The sequence below is a fragment of the Alteromonas sp. 4NH20-0104 genome, assembly GCF_057547795.1.
This window is the reverse complement of the sequence record NZ_BAAJLP010000004.1, coordinates 39,935-56,594: the sequence shown is the minus strand read 5'-3', so window position 1 is coordinate 56,594 and position 16,660 is coordinate 39,935. Positions and strand designations below refer to the sequence as shown.

The following is a 16,660-nucleotide window of genomic DNA, read 5'->3' as shown; positions in this document are numbered from 1 at the left end:
TCCTGGCGGCTATCAGCTGTTTACAATTTCAACTGGTGACGCATCCTTAAGATTGTGATGCCCTACGGTAACAACGGTTTCTGAGCCTGACAGGCCATTGGTAATTTCAATGAATTCACCGTTTTCAAAACCGGTGGTCACATCAAGTTTTTTCGCAACGCCTTCTTCTACCACAAATACACTGGTTTTATCGTCGATGGTGAGCAGCGCTTTACGTGGTAACAACGTTGCATTGGCATGGGTTGCGTAATCAATAGCCACTTCTGAGAACATACCGGCTTTAAGGCGACCGTCGGTGTTAGGCACGGTCAGGGTAACTTTAAATGTCCCGGTGGTTGCATCGACAACCGGGCTGATCCGCTCAACATAACCGGTCACGGTGTCATTGCCCAGTGCAGCAATTTTCAGGCTGGCATTTTGTTTGGACTGAATGGACGCCATTTCACTTTCAGGTAAGTAAACAATCCCCTGTAACGCTTTTTGCTGAACAATATGGAACATTCTTTCGCGCTGGAAAGATTCGGTAAGGTTACCGACTTTGGCATTACGCTCGGCAATAAAGCCGCTGATGGGGGCGGTGATAGTGGTTTCTTTTAAATCCAGTTCTGCCAGCGCCAGTACCGCTTTTCCTGCTTCATACTGGGCGGTGAGCTTATCAAAGGTATCGTCACTCACCAGTTTACTGGAGTACACCTTTTTAATTTTGCTTAATTCTTTTTCAATACCAGTCAGGTCGGCACGGGCTTTACTAAGATTCAGCTCGTAGCGCTTCTTATCGAGCTGGGCCAGGACCTGGCCTTTTTCTACATAGTCGCCTTCTTCAACGAAAATGTGCTCCACAATGCCAGACGCACGGGCCACAACAAAGGCTTCTTCTTTAGCTTCTAAAATTGCGGTGGTCTGGTAGCTCGATGAGATATCTCCCATCGTGACAGGCGAGGCTTCTACCGGAATGCTGACAACCACTTCTTCTTTTTGCTCAGCTTTACTGTCGGTAGCCTCAGCATTGATACAACCGGTTAATGTGACGCTGCTCGCCAGCAGGCCGGCGATGAGTAAGGAGCTAATGTTACGGTGGGTTTTTACGTGTTCCATGGTTTTACCTTGAAAGTATATAGTTATATACGCCTGACAGCATTCACTGTGCCAGATTGTTAAGTTAATTATAAATCCCCATAAAACAATAAATTAGCGAGCAGTTGTATCTTTGTGTAAGGAATTGTATCAATTTGAAGTGGTGGTAACGGCTAACTTTTAAGTTAACTGCTTACTTGTTGAGTGTTTTGGCTACTTTTGTGTGTATTAGTAGCCAAAAAGCCCGATTCAGGCTGAAAAAATGCAGAAAAACCGAATCAACGCGCGACAATTGTTGCTGGGGCTGTAACAATTGTGGCCTTAGGCGTTACCACGGTTTTTACTACAGCGTTTTCGGATAATTCATGTCAGCACCGGTTAAATTAGTCAGCTTTTCCATCGCCTGCATCTGCATTCTTTTGGCACTCAATTTTGGTATTCGCTCCTCCATGGGGTTTTTTATGGAGCCGGTCTCCACCGAATTTGGTTATGGCCGGGAAGTCTTTGCTTTCGCGCTTGCCCTGCAAAACCTTTGGTGGGGGCTGTCGCAACCTGTGGCTGGCGCTATCGCAGATAAATACGGTACAGGCAGAACCGTTGTAGCGGGAGCCTGCCTGTATGCGGCGGGCCTGGCCGTTACGGCGACCACCGATACGGTTGCCGGGCTCAATACTGGCGCAGGTTTGCTTATGGGCATGGGGATCGCTGCAACCGGGTTTGGCGTGGTACTGCCAGCCATGGCACGCATGGTCTCTGTTGAAAAACGGGCTTTTGCGTTAGGGTTGGGCAGTGCCGCCGGATCAGCCGGCCAATTATTGGTGGTGCCGGTTGCACAGGAATTTATTCTGAGTTTTGGCTGGGTCAATGCGTTGTTATTACTGGCCGGCTGTTCCTTGTTAATGGCGGTTTTAGCCGGCAATTTTCGCCATTCCAGTGCCGCACATCTGGCCGTTAACAAAGACAGTACCCGACAAACCATGCTGGAGGCGCTCAAAGAAGCCTGTGGTTACTGGCATTACTGGTTAATTGTGGTGGGCTTTTTTGTTTGCGGTTTTCAATTGGCATTTATTACGGTGCATATGCCGGCCTTTTTAAGCGATCGCGGATTTTCTGCCGAAACCGCCGTGGTGAGTTTGTCGCTTATCGGTCTGTTCAATATTTTTGGTTGTTTACTGTCCGGCTCCTGGTCGGGGAAGTACTCGAAGAAGAATCTGCTCACCCTTATTTACGCCCTGCGGGCCATTGCTATTGCCGCCTTTATGCTGTTTGAAATGAGTGAAATGTCGGTCTATCTGTTTTCGATTGTTACCGGCTTACTCTGGCTGGCTACGGTACCACCAACCTCGGGACTGGTGGCGCAGCTGTTTGGTTTGCCCTACATGGGGCTGCTTTATGGGATCGTGTTCCTGAGCCACCAGTTAGGCTCATTCAGCGGTGTGTGGCTAGGCGGGTATCTGTACGACCTTACCGGGTCTTACGATGTCGTGTGGTGGAGTGCCTGTTCGATTGCGCTGGTAACCGCAGTAGTGCACGTGTTTATTGATGAGCGACCCGTACCGAGAATTCGTCAGCAATCGCTGGTAGCAGGCTAACGGGGCCGTTGCGCTTGCACTGTCCCGTTAGCCGCGGGACTAATCAACAATACTGAAGCTGGTGGTGATTTCCACATTGCCTTTTAACATCAGCATTACCGAGCAGTATTTCTCCGCCGACAGTGACACCGCGCGGTCAACGTCTTTTTCTTTTAAGTTGTCACCGCTTACGGTGTAATGCGCGTGGATCTTAGTGAACACACGCGGAGGCTCTGCAGCGCGCTCTGCGTCGAGTTCACACTGACAGTCATGAATGGTCAGACGGCGTTTTTTAAGGATATCCACTACGTCGATACTGGAGCAGGCACCCACGGCCAGCAGGACCGTTTCCATAGGTGACAGGGTTTCACCGTTGCCGTCGAGGGTTTGACTAAATCCGCTGTCGGTTTTACCAGAGAAGGTAAGGGCTTGTTGCCAACTGACTGTCGCTTTCATTGTTATTATTCCACCAGGGTGATTTTTTGTTTATCCAGTTTAATTTTATGTTGTTTATACAGGGCACCTAAGGCGCGCTTATAAGCCGCTTTACTCACGTTAAAGTGGGCGTAAATTTCTTCCGGCGGGCTTTTGTCGGTTAACGTAGAAAACCCCCCGTGTGCCTCAAGATCGTCAAGTATGGCTTGTTGTAATGCATCCCGTCCGCTGGCATTCACCTGCTGCAGGGCCACATCAATTTTGCCATCTTCCCGAATCTGCTTAATGTAACCAGTGGTTTCATCGCCAACGCGTAAAGTTTTAAACGCATCACTACTAAACACCAGTCCCAGATGGGTTTGGTTGATGACCACTTTATAGCCTAAGTCAGTCTGGCCGCAGACGATCAGGTCGACTTCCTGTCCGGGACTGAAGTAAACGCCGTTTTCGCTTAAAAAGGGATGCAGTTTAGTGGTGCCTAATAAGCGGCTGGTAGCCTCATCAAAGTACAGGTAAACCGGGTAAAGCATGCCCTGATTAACCGGCATCGCCTGGTTCTGGCGGGGGACCATTAAGTCACGCGGCAGACCCCAGTCAAAAAAAGCGGCGAAGTCGGTAACGCCGACTGCCTTGAGCACTTTTACCTGACCGGTGGTGATTTTGGGAGTGGCCAGGCTGGCCGCCAGCTGTCCGTTTTCGCCGGTATAGACCATGGCCTGTACTTCGCTGTCGACCGCCAGAGGCTGGTCTGTTTCTTCGGATAAAACAATACTGCGGTCATCCTCAGAGTGGGACAACTGATAACCAAAAGGAAACTCTCCAACCACTTTAAGCGGGTTAATCTGACCAATTTTTAGCATGGGGACTGACTTTTAAAATAAAACAAGTAACATGATAACCGATATGTCACGAAGAACTAACCGCTTATGATGTTAAATTGCGATTTAGGCGAAAGTTATGGCGCCTGGACAATGCCTGTTGATGAACAAATCATGGTTCATATCGATATGGCCAATATTGCCTGTGGTTTTCACGCCGGCGATCCGCTGACCCTGCAAAAAGCCATTGGACTGGCTATTGGGCACAATGTGGCCATTGGTGCACACCCCAGTTATCCCGATTTGGCGGGGTTTGGCCGACGTAGTCTGGCCATGGGAGATGATGAGCTGATTGCCTGTCTGCATTATCAGATTGCCGCCCTCGACGGCATGGCTAAAGCGCAGGGCGGGGAAGTGGAATACATTAAACCCCACGGTGCGCTGTATAATGATTTAATGCAGAAGCCGGCACTAAGACGCACCGTTATGCAAGCCGTTGCAAGCTGTTCGGTAACGAATGCACCGCTGATGATTCAGGCCCATCCCGACCATCAGCAGTTGAGCCGTGAAGCCGCAGAGTTTGGTCTGGTATTACTGTTTGAAGCCTTTGCCGACCGCAAATACACTCCGGAGGGTTATCTGATGTCGCGCAAGGAATCCGGTGCAGTGTTAAATGAAGAACAAGCCTATGAGCAGGCCACCCGGCTGATGGACGAAGGAATTATTATTGCCAGCGATTACAGTGTGCTGAGCATGCCGGTAGATACTTTGTGTGTGCATGGTGACTCCCCCGGAGCTGTGGCCATGGCCGAATCGTTAAGGGTGGCTCTGACCAAGCGTAAGCTGACCAATGTCAGACCGGGAGCCGATGCCTGATATGCAACCTTTCGCAGCGATTCGGGCCATTGAGTTTGCCGGGGAGGATGGATTGATTTTCTACACCACCGGCGCCACACTGGCGGCGCAGAATCAGGCGGTGAAGTCATTACACCATGCAATCACAGCCCGTCGTCCGGACTGGCTTAGCGAGCTTGTCCCTGCTTACGATAGTCTGATGCTGGTGTTTGATATGACACAGGTCGACTACCATGCGGTTTATCAGTTTGTCTCTCACCTGCCAACAGCTTCAGGTACGCACAGCGCTGAGGCCAGGTTACACCGTTTACCTGTGTGGTACGGCGCGCCGGATGCCAACGATCTGGCGCTGGTGAGCGAAGTCACCGGGTTAAGCCACGAAGACATCATTTCCCGTCATCAACAAACGCCCTACAACGTTTATGCAGTAGGGTTTGCGCCAGGCTTTGCCTACCTGGGGGAGTTAGACGCCGAACTGGCCACGCCACGTTTGGCGAATCCTCGTAAAGCGGTACCCAAAGGCGCAGTAGCCATTGCCGATCGGCAAACTGCCGTATATCCGGACGTATCGCCCGGAGGCTGGCATTTGCTGGGCCTGTGTCCGGTGCCGTTATATCAGCCTGATGCAAGTGAACCTACGTTAATACAGGCTGGTGATAAGGTTACCTTTTATGCCATTAACGAAGATGAGTATTATGCGCTGGTGCAACAGGCCGGAGCGTCGCACTAATGGCTATACGGATTACCGGTATCGACTTAGCGGCTTATCCGGTGGATGGCGGGCGAAAAGGTCAGCTCCATCAGGGATTTTGTCAGTCCGGCCCCTTGGATCCTTACGCCTTTACTGTGGCTAATTTATTGTGCGGGCAGAGAAGCGCCACCGCCATTGAGTTTATGGGCGGGCTACGGGTGGAATTTACCGCACCGGCGGTGGTGAGTGTGACTGGCGCGACAGCAGAGATCAGCCTGGATAATCAACATCAGCCATGCTGGCAAACCCTGCATGTTAAAGCTGGTCAGCATCTTAGCGTTACGCCTGCTCGCCCTGGTAGCAAGCATTATCTGGCTATTCAGGGAGGTTTTGACTTTCCGCAGGTGATAAACAGTGCAAGCCTGGTGAAACGTGAAAAGCTGGGCGGTCTGCATAATGATGGGCAGCCGCTTAACGTGCACGATGAGGTACAAAGCCTGGCTGTAACGTCGCGATTTCACCTTCCGCCAGCGTTACCTCAGCCATTGATCCCCGATTACTCGCTTGCCGTGCGGGTAGGCCTGGTGCCTGGCTATCAGCATGACTGGCTCGACAGCCTGCAATGGCAGCGATTATTCAGCAGTGAATATACCGTAACTCCCCAGATTGACCGAATGGGCTGCCGCCTAAGTGGCCCGGCTATCGAGCTGCCCTCCAGGGCGCTTTATTCAGAAGCCATTGCACTGGGGGCAATGCAAATCCCGCCTGATGGACAGCCTATTGTGATGATGGCCGATCGGCAAACCCTGGGCGGTTATCCCAAAGCCGGGACTATTGCGCGATGTGATCTGAATCATTTCGCACAGGGCATTCCTGGTGATAAGATAACTTTTTATCAACTCGACGCAGATGATGCCAGAGCTAAATGGTTGCTACAATTAGCGGCTATCGAGCGCTGGTTATCCCTTTAGGTCTTTCAGGACCTGGCGTTTTTTCAACGAGACTCTCATGACCATAGCATATATAAACGGCGAGTTTGTGCCGTTGGAACAAGCCCGTATTTCACCGTTGGATCGCGGTTTTCTTTTTGGTGACGGCATTTATGAAGTGATCCCAAGTTATGCGGGCAAAATGGTTGGATTTAGCCAGCATATGGCGCGATTCACCAAAGGACTGGCTGCCATCGAGATTGATTACAAGATTAACAAGGATGAATGGCAGGATGTGGTACAACGTCTGATAGACGAGAACCGCGAGACTCTGGGTGACAATATCGGGGTATATCTGCATATTAGTCGCGGCGCAGATACCCGCCGTTATCATGCTTATCCGGAAGGCGTTACCCCTACGGTGTTTGGCTTTGCATTTGCGTTATCGGCACCGGTGAAAGCTGATCGGCACGCACATCCTGGCGCCAGTGTCTCGCTGGCTGAAGATTTGCGCTGGGAACGGTGTCACATTAAATCGACGGCGCTGCTCGGTAATGTCATGCATTTCCAGCAAAGTGTTAAAGAAGGTAATGCAGAAACCTTGCTGTACAACCATCAGGGCGAGATCACCGAAGCAAGCAGCAGTAATGTGTTTATTGTTAAAGACGGCGAGGCGGCAACCCCACCGCTGGATAATCAGTTATTGCCGGGGATTACGCGGATGCTGGTACTCGAATGTCTCAGGCTGGCGGGGATAAAAGTATCAGAGAAAGTGATTACCCTGGGCGAATTATTGTCGGCAGACGAAGTGTGGATCACCAGTTCCGGAAAAGAGATCCTGCCCATCGTGAAAGTCGGTGATAACCAGATTGGCGACGGCAAGGTGGGCGAAATCTGGGAAAAAGTGTTTGCCCTTTACAGCGAACAGAAGTTCGTTTTGTAGCAGGTCGCTTTTAATCCCAAATAAAAAAGGAGTCGTCAGACTCCTTTTTTGTATTAATCGAGGTTTTCACAGTTTTCGTCGGTACATTCACCGTAAAGATACAAACTGTGGTGGGTCAGTTTCATCTTGTTGTCTTTGGCAATTTGTTCCTGACGCTGTTCAATCAGGTCATCCTCAAACTCGATAACCTTGCCACATTTTAAGCACACTAAGTGGTCGTGATGCTCTTTGTGGCTGATTTCAAATACCGATTTGCCGCCTTCAAAATGATGGCGATTTAAAATGCCGGCATCGTCAAACTGGTTGAGTACCCGGTACACGGTAGCCAGACCAATCTCTTCACCATGTTCGATCAAAATCTTATACACGTCTTCTGCACTGATGTGTTGATTTTTTGGCTCTTGCAATATTTGCAGGATTTTTAATCTAGGCAAGGTAACTTTGAGGCCGGCTTTCTTTAATTCTTTATTTTGGTCCATTGGGTGCCTACATCTGGGATGCGAATTTCAGGCTATTATAGGTAAGTTGAGCAGATTTGAAAGCCTAACGAGGCATAGAAAATGGCGATTTCTATAAATAATGTCTATTTTTGCCTTAAACGTATAGGGTATACACTATGTTTTAAATAATGTGAATGAGATGTGCTGATTTTAACGTTCGCACTGCAGGGGCTCTCAGGAGCGCCTTTAACTCATCGATTTAGGGCTGGAGCGCGGAAATTTTCAACTTAAGTCTTCTTATGTTGAGGCCGATTAAACGGTATGTTGTCGCCGACAGTCATTAACCCCTTCGCTGCTATACTTAGTACAGCGTTGCAAACAGGAATATCAATGCCCATAACAGTCGTTAATAAAATCATCTTGGGTTTCGCTTCCTTCGGTTGTTTATTGTTAATCACCAGCATCCTTTCATACTGGGGGTTGTCAGGTATTCAATCGTCTGCCGAAGACGTCATTGAAGAGAAGATGCCCGTACAAACTCTGATGAACGAGGTTAATACACAAATACTGACACTGGCCACGATTACCGCAAACGGCTATCACGTGAGTTCTTTACCAGCGCTGCAAAGCAGCAAATCACAATTTGAAACCCGTTCTGAAACCTTTGTCAGCCGCCTTGATGACCTGGCGCTGCAACGGAGCGATGACAAGCAGGCGAGTGAGGCAATCGCCGCCAGTAAACGCTATATAGAACAGAGCCATGGCATGTATCAGGCGCTGCAGCAACAGCTCGTATTTGAACAGCGTATCGCTGAACAATCAGAAAAAGTACTGATGATTGCCGATGAAGCCAGTGCGCTAATGCTGGATTTAAGTTATCTGGACAGTAACGATCCGGGCATCGAAACGGTGATTGGTACGGGTAACAACATCGATAATAAGCTACTGACCATGAACACTGCCATCGAAGACTTAGTGAATAGTCGTGATGCTGATGCCACCACGGTTATTGAAGAAGATCTGGCGTACCAGATCAGCAATCTGGAAGTGGATAAGGATTACCTCAACCGTTTGGCTGAAACTGTTGATACGCAAGGCACGGTAGCCCTGTTTAATGAACAGTATGAAGCCTTTAAAGTTGCCCTGGCAGGTGAGGAGGGGCTGGTTTGGATGCAGCAACAAAAATTGGTTTTTACCAGTCAGAGTGCTGCACGTCAGAATGCGGCGAATGAAGCACTTAATTCAGCCCAGTCCACTATTGAAACGCTGTATGGGCAAGTTAACCAAAGCACGCTCAGCGCACAGCAAAAAATCCTCGATACGGTAACGGGTGCCTTAGTTAAAACGGGCGCTGTATTTGTTATAGGCTTAATTGCGGCCGTGGTACTGGCGGTTATTACAACTCGCAGTATTGCCCGTCCACTGGTTAAAATAAATCGTGGCCTGACTCAATTGAGTGAAGGGGATTTAACCCGCAAGCTGGACGATAACGGCAGTGATGAATTTGCGGCCCTGGCGTCTAAAATTAATGCCCTGACCGAAAGTCTGCGCAGCCTGGTGGGCAATATCCTGTCGCAGGAGCATCGGTTAGAGGAAGTCACTCAGTCGAGTATTGCATTAGGTGAGGAAAGCCTGCAGCAGGTTGGTGAGCAGCGTAAGCAGGTACAGGTGACTGCCACCAATACCGATCATGTGCGTGAAACCAGTCATCACAACCTGAACCAGATCACCACAGCCATGGAAAAGCTCAGTCAGGTAGAGCGGCAGAGTCAGAGTATTGCCGAGCTGGCTGAACATAATCGTCAGCAAGTGCTTGAGCAAGCGCGTCAGGCTGAAGCTTCGGCGCAGGTTGTCCACCGCCTCGATGAGAACAGCCGCAATATTGGCAGTATTCTGGATGTGATTAAAACCATTGCTGAACAAACCAATCTATTGGCTCTGAACGCCGCAATTGAGGCAGCGAGAGCCGGAGAGCAGGGGCGTGGATTTGCGGTAGTTGCAGATGAAGTCAGAACGCTGGCAAACCGCACGCACAATTCTACCGAAGAAATTGAAGCCATGATTGGTAGCTTACAAAAAGATGCGCATCAGGCGGTGCAAACCATTAATACCGGGCGCGAGCAGGCCCAGCAGGGCGCTAAAGCAACTGAACAGGTCACTGAGCAGGTCGCATCGATATCGTTGATTATTCAGGAGCTCAGCAGTATAAACCGTGAAATTGTTACCGATACGGAACGCCAGGATGCGCTGCTTGCTGATGTGGCTGTGAGTCTGCAACGAATTGTTGAACTGGCTGAGCTGAGTGCCAACAGTACTGAGCGGGCAAACCAGTCCACATCAAAAATAGACGTGGAAATTGCCGACTTGAAAAGGGCGGTGTCGAAGTTTAGACTTTAGTATAAATCCGCACCGCATTTTCAAGGAAGAACAATGAAATATCCGCTTTATTGGCTACTAGCTCCACTGGTTTTGACGGCCTGTGGGGCCACCGAACAGACAACCTTGCCCGACAACGGTGAATATGCACAACTGCCGCTAACGGCCGATGTGTTAGCGATGCCTGCGTGGCAGACGCTCAACCGTTTTCCGCCCCGCTATCCAAAAAAAGAAGCGATGGCGGCGAATACGGGTTGCGCCACCATTGAGTACGTAATACAGCCAGATAATACTGTGACAAGCTTACGTGTAGTGGACTCGAGCAGTCGGTATTTTGCACAGGAAGCTGAACAGGTGATTGCTAAGTGGGAGTGGTCGGCACTGCCATCTGGTATGGTGGACAAACCGGTTAAAACCCAAACGCGTTTTGAGTTTTGTCTTGAAGATGGCTCAGGACTATGTCAACTGGAAAAGCTTGCAGACAGAACCCAGTGTAGCGGCAGCGATATGATTGCTTCGGTAGGGATGAGGGTGCGCCGGGGGTAGGTGACATCAGGTAGCATTTTACAGGCACAAAAAAACGCAGGGAAAACCTGCGTTTTTTGGTTTACTGGCAAAAACTTAGGCCAGTTCTGCCAGGCAAAGCTCTTCGTTTAACTGATGGCACCAGGCGCGAATACGCTCGTCGGTAAGTTCTGGCTGACGATCTTCATCGATACCCAAACCCACAAAATGGTTGTCATCGGCCATGCCTTTAGACGCTTCAAAATCGTACCCATCGGTAGACCACTGGCCTACCAGGATAGCCCCACGGGCTTCCACGATGTCGCGAACCATGCCCATGGCATCAAGAAAATACTCTGCATAGTCTTCCTGATCGCCACAACCAAAAATCGCCACCAGTTTGTCGGTAAAATCGATTTGTTCCAGTTCCGGGAAGAAATCGTCCCAGTCACACTGGGCTTCACCGTAATACCAGGTAGGAATACCAAAGATCAGTAAATCGAACTCTGCAATTTGCTCTTTAGAGCTTTTTGCAATGTCGTGAACGTCAATCAGGTTTTTACCTAATTCTTTTTGAATTAACTTGGCAACATGCTCTGTATTGCCAGTGTCGCTACCAAAAAACAGGCCAACACTTGCCATATCTAACCTCTATCTACTTACTCTGAAAATGGTTATCCGGATACGCCGCTGCTCTGCCAGAACAGCTGGATAATCCCTTTTGCAATAAAACCCATGGCTCCCAGACCCAGCACACCATAGGCAACCACCCGGCCAATCATGGGAACATCGTTCTTTTTCAATACGTCATGGACGGCAAAAATCATCAGAACAAACAATATCACCAGCCCTAAGTCGAGCATGATAGATTCTATTTGTTCGTAATACTTCGCAAGCATAAAAAACCTTTACTGTATTTTCGCGCGCAAACTATACCACAGTAATGCGGCTATCGCAGGCATTCTTACTGACTTTTGTGTTAGGGCGGACGAACGGCTGACTGTTGTATCAGAGCGGTTGCCGCTACCCAAACCTTACGTAATCAGGCTGGCGCGAAGTATAGCATACCCGACCTTTTCAAATGCAAATGTTTATCATTTACAAAATTGATGTCAGTCCAATAACGCCCGCTCAACCAGGCCGTTAACCACCTGCGGTTTCTCGGCATGTAACCAGTGACCAACGCCTTCCACAATTTTTGCTTTCGCGTTAGGGAAATACTGACCAATGACCGTTTGATGTGCCCGGGTTATGTAGTCGGACTCGCCGCCTTTGATAAAGGTGACTTTGCCCGTGAACTGCGCGTTATCGGGCACTGTGAAGCCGCCCACATTGGCATAGTCCTTCTCCAGCCCTGTCACGTTGAAGCGCCACTGCCAGTGACCGGTGTCATCCTGGTAGAGACTTTTCAGCAGAAACTGCCTGACGCCCGGTATTTTGATCTCGGACTGCATGACATTATCAGCTTCTTTACGTCCGCTGATGGCGCTGAGATCAACCTTTTTCAGCCCGGCAAACACCGCTTGGTGATGGGGCGGGTAGGTGACCGGTGCAATATCCATGGGTACCAGTGTATCCACCCGGTCAGGATGGGTGAGAGCGGTTAGCATGGCCACTTTGCCGCCCAGCGAATGGCCCACAATATGGCACTTATCAATTTGCTGATCATCCAACACCTGGACGAGTGCGCTAACACAATCCGCCAGGGTAAAGGTGTCTACCCAGGGCGATTCACCGTGGTCAGGTAAGTCGATAGCGATTACATTAAAGGCGTCTGTGAGGTGGCGTCTGAGTGCGGCTAAATTATCCAGATTACCAAACAAACCATGGATCAAAACCACCCAGGGGGCGCCTTGATTATTGCAGTGATACTGCTCGAAATTTAGTGATATAGGCATGAGAATAAAAAAGCGGGGGAAGGCCCCGCTAATAAAGATTAAATCGCGAAATCTTCTAAAGACTGGCCTTTTTCAAGGGCGTCTTTAAATACCACAGGCATTCTGCCTACGCCGGTCCAGGCAATGGTTTCACCATCAACTGTGATTTTATATTTTACCGGGCGTTTTTTGCCTGATTTACGTTTTGGCTTGGTTTCTGTCACATCCTGTAAATCTGCTACATCAATGCCAGCTTCCGCCATTTGTTTTTTAATTTCTTCAAGCTTGGCAAGTTTTTCTTGCTGCGCTTTAATTAATTCCGCTTCCTGCTCTTTTCTTTTTTCGATAATGTTATTCAGCTTTTCCTGAACACTCGTTAACTCTTCTACCGATAAATCCTTTACGGCACCTTGTAAACGTCGTCCATGAGTTAAAATTTCTAAAAATTCACTCATTAATTACCTGCCTTTGTTTAAAAACTATGACAATTCTAATTTATAGTTGTGCTTTTTCAAAATTATATTTAAAAAACATTAAATGTATTACATATTCGGATAATTCGGCCCGCTGGCTCCCTCTGGCACCACCCACCGAATATTCTGCGCCGGATCTTTAATGTCGCAGGTTTTACAATGGATGCAATTAGCGGCATTAATCTGGAACACCGGCTGCTTTTCATCGCCTTCGACTATTTCGTAGACACCAGCAGGGCAGTAGCGTTGCGCCGGTTCCGCGTAACTGGGTAAATTCACTTTTACCGGTATCTCAGGGTCTTTAAGTTGTAAATGACACGGCTGGTCTTCGTCATGACTGGTATTGGCTAAATAAACCGAAGATAATTTATCAAAACTGAGTTTATTGTCTGGTTTTTCATAGTTTATTGGCTGGCATTGGCCCGCAGATTTTAATTTTTTATAGTCGGCATTTGTGTCTTTTAATGTAATAAAAAGATTGCCGTTAAAAATATTCTGTTCCAGTGTATTAAAAGCCCCGCCGAGTAAATTGCCGAATTTATGCAACGCCGGACCAAAATTACGCGCCTTAAATAGCTCCGTTCTTAAATCACTTTGCTGATAGGTCTGATTAAAATCTGAGCAGTAATCAGCGGTGCTACTATTTGCTAATTGTTTAAAAATAACCTCGGCTGCCATTTTTCCTGATTGTATGGCCGTATGAATACCTTTAATTTTTGAGAAATTTAATGTGCCGGCATTACAACCTACTAAACATCCACCAGGAAAAGCCATTTGCGGTAACGAATTAAATCCGCCTTTGGTAATCGCCCGTGCCCCATATGCTATGCGTTGTCCGCCGTTTAAATATTGTGCAAACAACGGGTGATGTTTCATGCGTTGAAATTCATCGAAGGGACTTAGGTAAGGGTTGTCGTAATTTAAATCAACAATTAAACCCACATAAATTTGATTATTTTCGGCATGATATAAATAACTGCCGCCGGACGCTTGGGTAAGAGGCCAGCCGGCAGTATGGACCACCAGGCCTGGCTGATGCACTGCCGGGTCGACCTGCCAGATTTCCTTAAAACCAATGGCATAGTGTTGGGCGGTGGCGTCTTTATCGAGGGCAAATTTTTCTATCAGGGTTTTCCCCAGATGACCCCGGCAACCTTCGGCAAACACCGTATATTTAGCTTTAAGTAACATGCCTGGCATGTAACTGTCTTTTTCAGAGCCATCAGCCGCGACGCCCATGTCGCCGGTGATGATGCCGCCCACGCTGCCATCGTCGTTGTAGTGGACATCGGCGGCAGCAAAGCCGGGGAATATTTCAATGCCCATGCCTTCGGCCTGCTCAGCCAGCCAGCGACACAAATTCCCCAGTGACACAATATAGTTGCCTTTATTATGCATGGTTTTAGGCGTGATCAGATCCGGCAGCTTAATACTGGCGCTTTCGCTGCGTAACAGATAAGTGGCATCCTCGGTTACTGGTTGATTAAGCGGCGCGCCTTTCTCCTGCCAGTCGGGAATGAGTTCGCTGAGGGCCGCGCTTTCCATTACGCCACCGGATAGGATGTGCGCGCCGACTTCAGAGCCTTTTTCCACCACGCACACTGATAACTCAGTATCGGCTTGCGAAGCTTGTTGGGCGAGTCTGATGGCGGTGGCAAGGCCCGACGGGCCTGCGCCAACAATCACAACGTCAAACTCCATTGATTCTCTTTCCACGGCCTCTCTCCTCAAATTCTGGGTTGATTTATTGTTCTCTGTAGGGACGCTGACTGGCAACCATATTTGCCACTTTCATGGCTTTTATTGCGTTGCGTCAAACTAAACCAGGTTGACGTTAACGTCAACTGCAAGTAAATTTTATGCTAAAGATGTTGCAAAAGTGTTGTTACGACAAATTGACAGTCGCTGTCATTAAAGTGCCATACTTATTGGAGCACGATCTAAGCAGATTAAACCGTTAAGGATGAAAGAGGCTTATATGAAAATACTGGTGCCGGTAAAACGGGTAATAGATTACAACGTCAAAGTGCGGGTTAAGTCGGATCAGTCCGATGTGGATTTAACCAACGCCAAAATGGCCATGAATCCTTTTTGCGAAATCGCAGTGGAAGAGGCGGTCAGACTCAAAGAAAAAGGGGTTGCTACAGAAATCATCGCCGTCAGCATTGGTCCTAAAGCCTGTCAGGAGCAGATCCGTAATGCTATGGCGCTGGGAGCAGACCGCGGTATTCATGTGGAATGCGACACATTTCCTGAGTCGTTACAGGTGGCCAAAATACTGGCCAGCCTGGTTGAACAGGAATCGCCGGGTCTGGTTATCATTGGTAAACAGGCCATTGATTCGGATAATAATCAAACCGGCCAAATGCTGGCTGCGCTGACTAAACTGCCCCAGGCGACCTTTGCCTCGGCGGTGAAAGTGGAAGGGGACAGCCTGAAAGTGACCCGCGAAATCGACGGTGGCTTGCAAACTCTGAAACTCAGCATGCCGGCGGTGGTGTCTACCGATTTGCGCTTAAACGAACCACGCTATGCTAAATTGCCGGATATCATGAAAGCCAAGCGTAAGCCCCTGGCAGTGATGACCGCTGACGAGCTGGGCGTTGATATTACGCCCCGGGTGACCACCCTGAAAGTCACGCCACCGCCGGCCCGAAGTGCTGGCGTTAAAGTTGAAACCGTCGCTGAACTGATGACAAAACTTCGCGATGAAGCAAAGGTGATTTCATGAGCATACTGATTTACGCAGAACACGATAACAACCACCTTAAAACTGAAACCCATAAACTGGTAACGGCTGCTAAACAGCTCGGTGATGATATTCATATTCTGGTTGTTGGGTCAGGCTGTGCGGCAGTTGCGGAACAGGCAGCGGCGATCGCCGGCGTAGCCCGAGTGATGCTGGCAGACAATGATGCGTATGCCCATCAACTGGCCGAAAATACGGCCGCTCTGGTGCTGAGTATTGCCGAAGGGTATTCACATATACTGGCGGCAGCGACAACCACTGGTAAGAATTTTATGCCACGGGTGGCGGCCTTACTCGACGTGGTCCAGTTGTCGGACATTATTGGTATCGAAAGCGCCGATACGTTTATCCGGCCTATTTATGCCGGGAATGCCATTGCCACTGTTCACAGCAGCGATACGGTAAAAGTTATTACGGTGCGGGCATCCGCTTTTGATGCGGCAGAAGAAGGCAACAGTGCATCTGTAGCAACGCTCGACACGGTAATTGAAAACACCCAGGTGACCTTTGAAAGTGATGAAATGACCAAGTCTGACCGCCCGGAACTGACTGCGGCTGGCATTGTGATTTCAGGTGGTCGCGGGATGCAGGATGGCGAGCACTTTGCCATGCTTGAGCGCATAGCCGATCAGTTGGGTGCCGCAGTAGGCGCAAGCCGTGCCGCCGTTGATGCGGGATTTGTTCCTAATGATATGCAGGTAGGGCAGACCGGTAAGATTGTTGCGCCGCAACTTTACATCGCAGTGGGCATTTCTGGCGCAATACAGCACCTGGCGGGAATGAAAGACTCAAAAGTGATTGTTGCCATTAATAAAGACCCCGAAGCGCCCATTTTTCAGGTAGCCGATTACGGTCTGGTGGCAGATTTATTTGAGGCGTTGCCTGAAATAGAAGCGGCCCTGGCGGGTTAGCTTCAAACTTTGTA

Annotated in this window: 18 protein-coding genes; 9 read left to right on the top strand and 9 right to left on the bottom strand. The window is 49.0% G+C overall.

The annotated features are described in order from the left end of the window. Window positions 1-12 precede the first annotated feature (12 nt). Window positions 13-1,095, bottom strand: a complete 1,083-nt coding sequence (locus tag AC27IB_RS03985) for an efflux RND transporter periplasmic adaptor subunit (protein WP_487119092.1) — start codon at window positions 1,093-1,095, stop codon at window positions 13-15. 344 nt (window positions 1,096-1,439) lie between these two features. Here AC27IB_RS03985 and AC27IB_RS03980 point away from each other — a divergent pair, with 344 nt between their 5' ends. Next, complete coding sequence (locus AC27IB_RS03980; protein ID WP_487119090.1) at window positions 1,440-2,666, top strand: MFS transporter; 1,227 nt, start codon at window positions 1,440-1,442, stop codon at window positions 2,664-2,666. 39 nt (window positions 2,667-2,705) lie between these two features. Here the strand turns inward: AC27IB_RS03980 and AC27IB_RS03975 are convergent, their stop codons facing one another. Beyond that, window positions 2,706-3,101, bottom strand: a complete 396-nt coding sequence (locus AC27IB_RS03975; protein ID WP_296043867.1) for an OsmC family protein — start codon at window positions 3,099-3,101, stop codon at window positions 2,706-2,708. Between the two features lie 5 nt (window positions 3,102-3,106). Then, window positions 3,107-3,940: a CvfB family protein gene (locus AC27IB_RS03970; protein WP_296043870.1), complete on the bottom strand. Its 834-nt coding sequence runs from the start codon at window positions 3,938-3,940 to the stop codon at window positions 3,107-3,109. Between the two features lie 66 nt (window positions 3,941-4,006). Between AC27IB_RS03970 and AC27IB_RS03965 the strand changes: the two genes are divergently transcribed. From AC27IB_RS03965 to AC27IB_RS03950, 4 genes are read left to right on the top strand one after another with little or no spacing between them, the layout of a single operon-like run. After that, window positions 4,007-4,774, top strand: a complete 768-nt coding sequence (locus AC27IB_RS03965) for a 5-oxoprolinase subunit PxpA (protein WP_296043873.1) — start codon at window positions 4,007-4,009, stop codon at window positions 4,772-4,774. A 1-nt stretch (window position 4,775) separates the two neighbouring features. Further along, window positions 4,776-5,483: a 5-oxoprolinase subunit PxpB gene (gene pxpB, locus AC27IB_RS03960; protein ID WP_296043875.1), complete on the top strand. Its 708-nt coding sequence runs from the start codon at window positions 4,776-4,778 to the stop codon at window positions 5,481-5,483. Beyond that, entirely contained in the window at window positions 5,483-6,415 is a 933-nt protein-coding gene (locus AC27IB_RS03955) for a 5-oxoprolinase subunit C family protein (RefSeq protein ID WP_487119087.1), read from the top strand. The genes pxpB and AC27IB_RS03955 overlap by 1 nt, the downstream gene beginning before the upstream one ends. A gap of 37 nt (window positions 6,416-6,452) precedes the next feature. Next, window positions 6,453-7,316 carry an aminotransferase class IV gene (locus tag AC27IB_RS03950; RefSeq protein WP_487119085.1) on the top strand — a complete coding sequence of 288 codons (864 nt, stop codon included), beginning with the start codon at window positions 6,453-6,455 and terminating at the stop codon, window positions 7,314-7,316. A 53-nt stretch (window positions 7,317-7,369) separates the two neighbouring features. On the opposite strand, the gene fur is transcribed toward AC27IB_RS03950, so the two are convergent. After that, complete coding sequence (gene fur, locus AC27IB_RS03945; RefSeq protein ID WP_296043879.1) at window positions 7,370-7,795, bottom strand: ferric iron uptake transcriptional regulator; 426 nt, start codon at window positions 7,793-7,795, stop codon at window positions 7,370-7,372. Between the two features lie 351 nt (window positions 7,796-8,146). Here fur and AC27IB_RS03940 point away from each other — a divergent pair, with 351 nt between their 5' ends. Both AC27IB_RS03940 and AC27IB_RS03935 read left to right on the top strand, forming a co-directional pair. Next, window positions 8,147-10,153: a methyl-accepting chemotaxis protein gene (locus AC27IB_RS03940; RefSeq protein ID WP_487119082.1), complete on the top strand. Its 2,007-nt coding sequence runs from the start codon at window positions 8,147-8,149 to the stop codon at window positions 10,151-10,153. A 33-nt stretch (window positions 10,154-10,186) separates the two neighbouring features. After that, window positions 10,187-10,678 (top strand): energy transducer TonB, encoded by a 492-nt coding sequence (locus AC27IB_RS03935; RefSeq protein WP_296051634.1) that lies wholly within the window; start codon window positions 10,187-10,189, stop codon window positions 10,676-10,678. A gap of 75 nt (window positions 10,679-10,753) precedes the next feature. On the opposite strand, the gene fldA is transcribed toward AC27IB_RS03935, so the two are convergent. The 5 genes from fldA to AC27IB_RS03910 all read right to left on the bottom strand — a co-directional run bounded on the left by fldA (window position 10,754) and on the right by AC27IB_RS03910 (window position 14,702). Then, entirely contained in the window at window positions 10,754-11,278 is a 525-nt protein-coding gene (fldA, locus tag AC27IB_RS03930) for a flavodoxin FldA (protein WP_296051637.1), read from the bottom strand. A 32-nt stretch (window positions 11,279-11,310) separates the two neighbouring features. Then, window positions 11,311-11,535: a DUF2788 domain-containing protein gene (locus AC27IB_RS03925; protein ID WP_070175106.1), complete on the bottom strand. Its 225-nt coding sequence runs from the start codon at window positions 11,533-11,535 to the stop codon at window positions 11,311-11,313. A gap of 213 nt (window positions 11,536-11,748) precedes the next feature. Then, window positions 11,749-12,534, bottom strand: coding sequence for an alpha/beta fold hydrolase (locus tag AC27IB_RS03920; protein WP_367269690.1), 786 nt, complete (start codon window positions 12,532-12,534; stop codon window positions 11,749-11,751). Window positions 12,535-12,572: 38 nt separating this feature from the next. Next, window positions 12,573-12,968, bottom strand: a complete 396-nt coding sequence (locus AC27IB_RS03915; RefSeq protein WP_296051644.1) for an H-NS histone family protein — start codon at window positions 12,966-12,968, stop codon at window positions 12,573-12,575. A gap of 87 nt (window positions 12,969-13,055) precedes the next feature. Further along, window positions 13,056-14,702, bottom strand: a complete 1,647-nt coding sequence (locus AC27IB_RS03910; RefSeq protein WP_296051646.1) for an electron transfer flavoprotein-ubiquinone oxidoreductase — start codon at window positions 14,700-14,702, stop codon at window positions 13,056-13,058. A 262-nt stretch (window positions 14,703-14,964) separates the two neighbouring features. On the opposite strand from AC27IB_RS03910, the gene AC27IB_RS03905 reads away from it, so the two are divergent. Together AC27IB_RS03905 and AC27IB_RS03900 are read left to right on the top strand one after the other, a co-directional pair. Then, window positions 14,965-15,717 (top strand): electron transfer flavoprotein subunit beta/FixA family protein, encoded by a 753-nt coding sequence (locus tag AC27IB_RS03905; protein WP_487119078.1) that lies wholly within the window; start codon window positions 14,965-14,967, stop codon window positions 15,715-15,717. Next, window positions 15,714-16,646, top strand: coding sequence for an electron transfer flavoprotein subunit alpha/FixB family protein (locus AC27IB_RS03900; RefSeq protein WP_487119076.1), 933 nt, complete (start codon window positions 15,714-15,716; stop codon window positions 16,644-16,646). The genes AC27IB_RS03905 and AC27IB_RS03900 overlap by 4 nt, the downstream gene beginning before the upstream one ends. Window positions 16,647-16,660: the final 14 nt, after the last annotated feature.

Excerpts from the sequence above, each read along its gene's own strand:
- AC27IB_RS03900 (WP_487119076.1), top strand. The coding sequence starts at position 15,714 with ATGAGCATACTGATTTACGCAGAACACGATAACAACCACCTTAAAACT.
- fldA (WP_296051637.1), bottom strand. The coding sequence starts at position 11,278 with ATGGCAAGTGTTGGCCTGTTTTTTGGTAGCGACACTGGCAATACAGAG.
- AC27IB_RS03905 (WP_487119078.1), top strand. The coding sequence starts at position 14,965 with ATGAAAATACTGGTGCCGGTAAAACGGGTAATAGATTACAACGTCAAA.
- AC27IB_RS03915 (WP_296051644.1), bottom strand. The coding sequence starts at position 12,968 with ATGAGTGAATTTTTAGAAATTTTAACTCATGGACGACGTTTACAAGGT.
- AC27IB_RS03925 (WP_070175106.1), bottom strand. The coding sequence starts at position 11,535 with ATGCTTGCGAAGTATTACGAACAAATAGAATCTATCATGCTCGACTTA.
- fur (WP_296043879.1), bottom strand. The coding sequence starts at position 7,795 with ATGGACCAAAATAAAGAATTAAAGAAAGCCGGCCTCAAAGTTACCTTG.
- AC27IB_RS03975 (WP_296043867.1), bottom strand. The coding sequence starts at position 3,101 with ATGAAAGCGACAGTCAGTTGGCAACAAGCCCTTACCTTCTCTGGTAAA.
- pxpB (WP_296043875.1), top strand. The coding sequence starts at position 4,776 with ATGCAACCTTTCGCAGCGATTCGGGCCATTGAGTTTGCCGGGGAGGAT.
- AC27IB_RS03920 (WP_367269690.1), bottom strand. The coding sequence starts at position 12,534 with ATGCCTATATCACTAAATTTCGAGCAGTATCACTGCAATAATCAAGGC.
- AC27IB_RS03980 (WP_487119090.1), top strand. The coding sequence starts at position 1,440 with ATGTCAGCACCGGTTAAATTAGTCAGCTTTTCCATCGCCTGCATCTGC.
- AC27IB_RS03965 (WP_296043873.1), top strand. The coding sequence starts at position 4,007 with ATGATGTTAAATTGCGATTTAGGCGAAAGTTATGGCGCCTGGACAATG.
- AC27IB_RS03985 (WP_487119092.1), bottom strand. The coding sequence starts at position 1,095 with ATGGAACACGTAAAAACCCACCGTAACATTAGCTCCTTACTCATCGCC.
- AC27IB_RS03950 (WP_487119085.1), top strand. The coding sequence starts at position 6,453 with ATGACCATAGCATATATAAACGGCGAGTTTGTGCCGTTGGAACAAGCC.
- AC27IB_RS03955 (WP_487119087.1), top strand. The coding sequence starts at position 5,483 with ATGGCTATACGGATTACCGGTATCGACTTAGCGGCTTATCCGGTGGAT.
- AC27IB_RS03940 (WP_487119082.1), top strand. The coding sequence starts at position 8,147 with ATGCCCATAACAGTCGTTAATAAAATCATCTTGGGTTTCGCTTCCTTC.
- AC27IB_RS03935 (WP_296051634.1), top strand. The coding sequence starts at position 10,187 with ATGAAATATCCGCTTTATTGGCTACTAGCTCCACTGGTTTTGACGGCC.
- AC27IB_RS03970 (WP_296043870.1), bottom strand. The coding sequence starts at position 3,940 with ATGCTAAAAATTGGTCAGATTAACCCGCTTAAAGTGGTTGGAGAGTTT.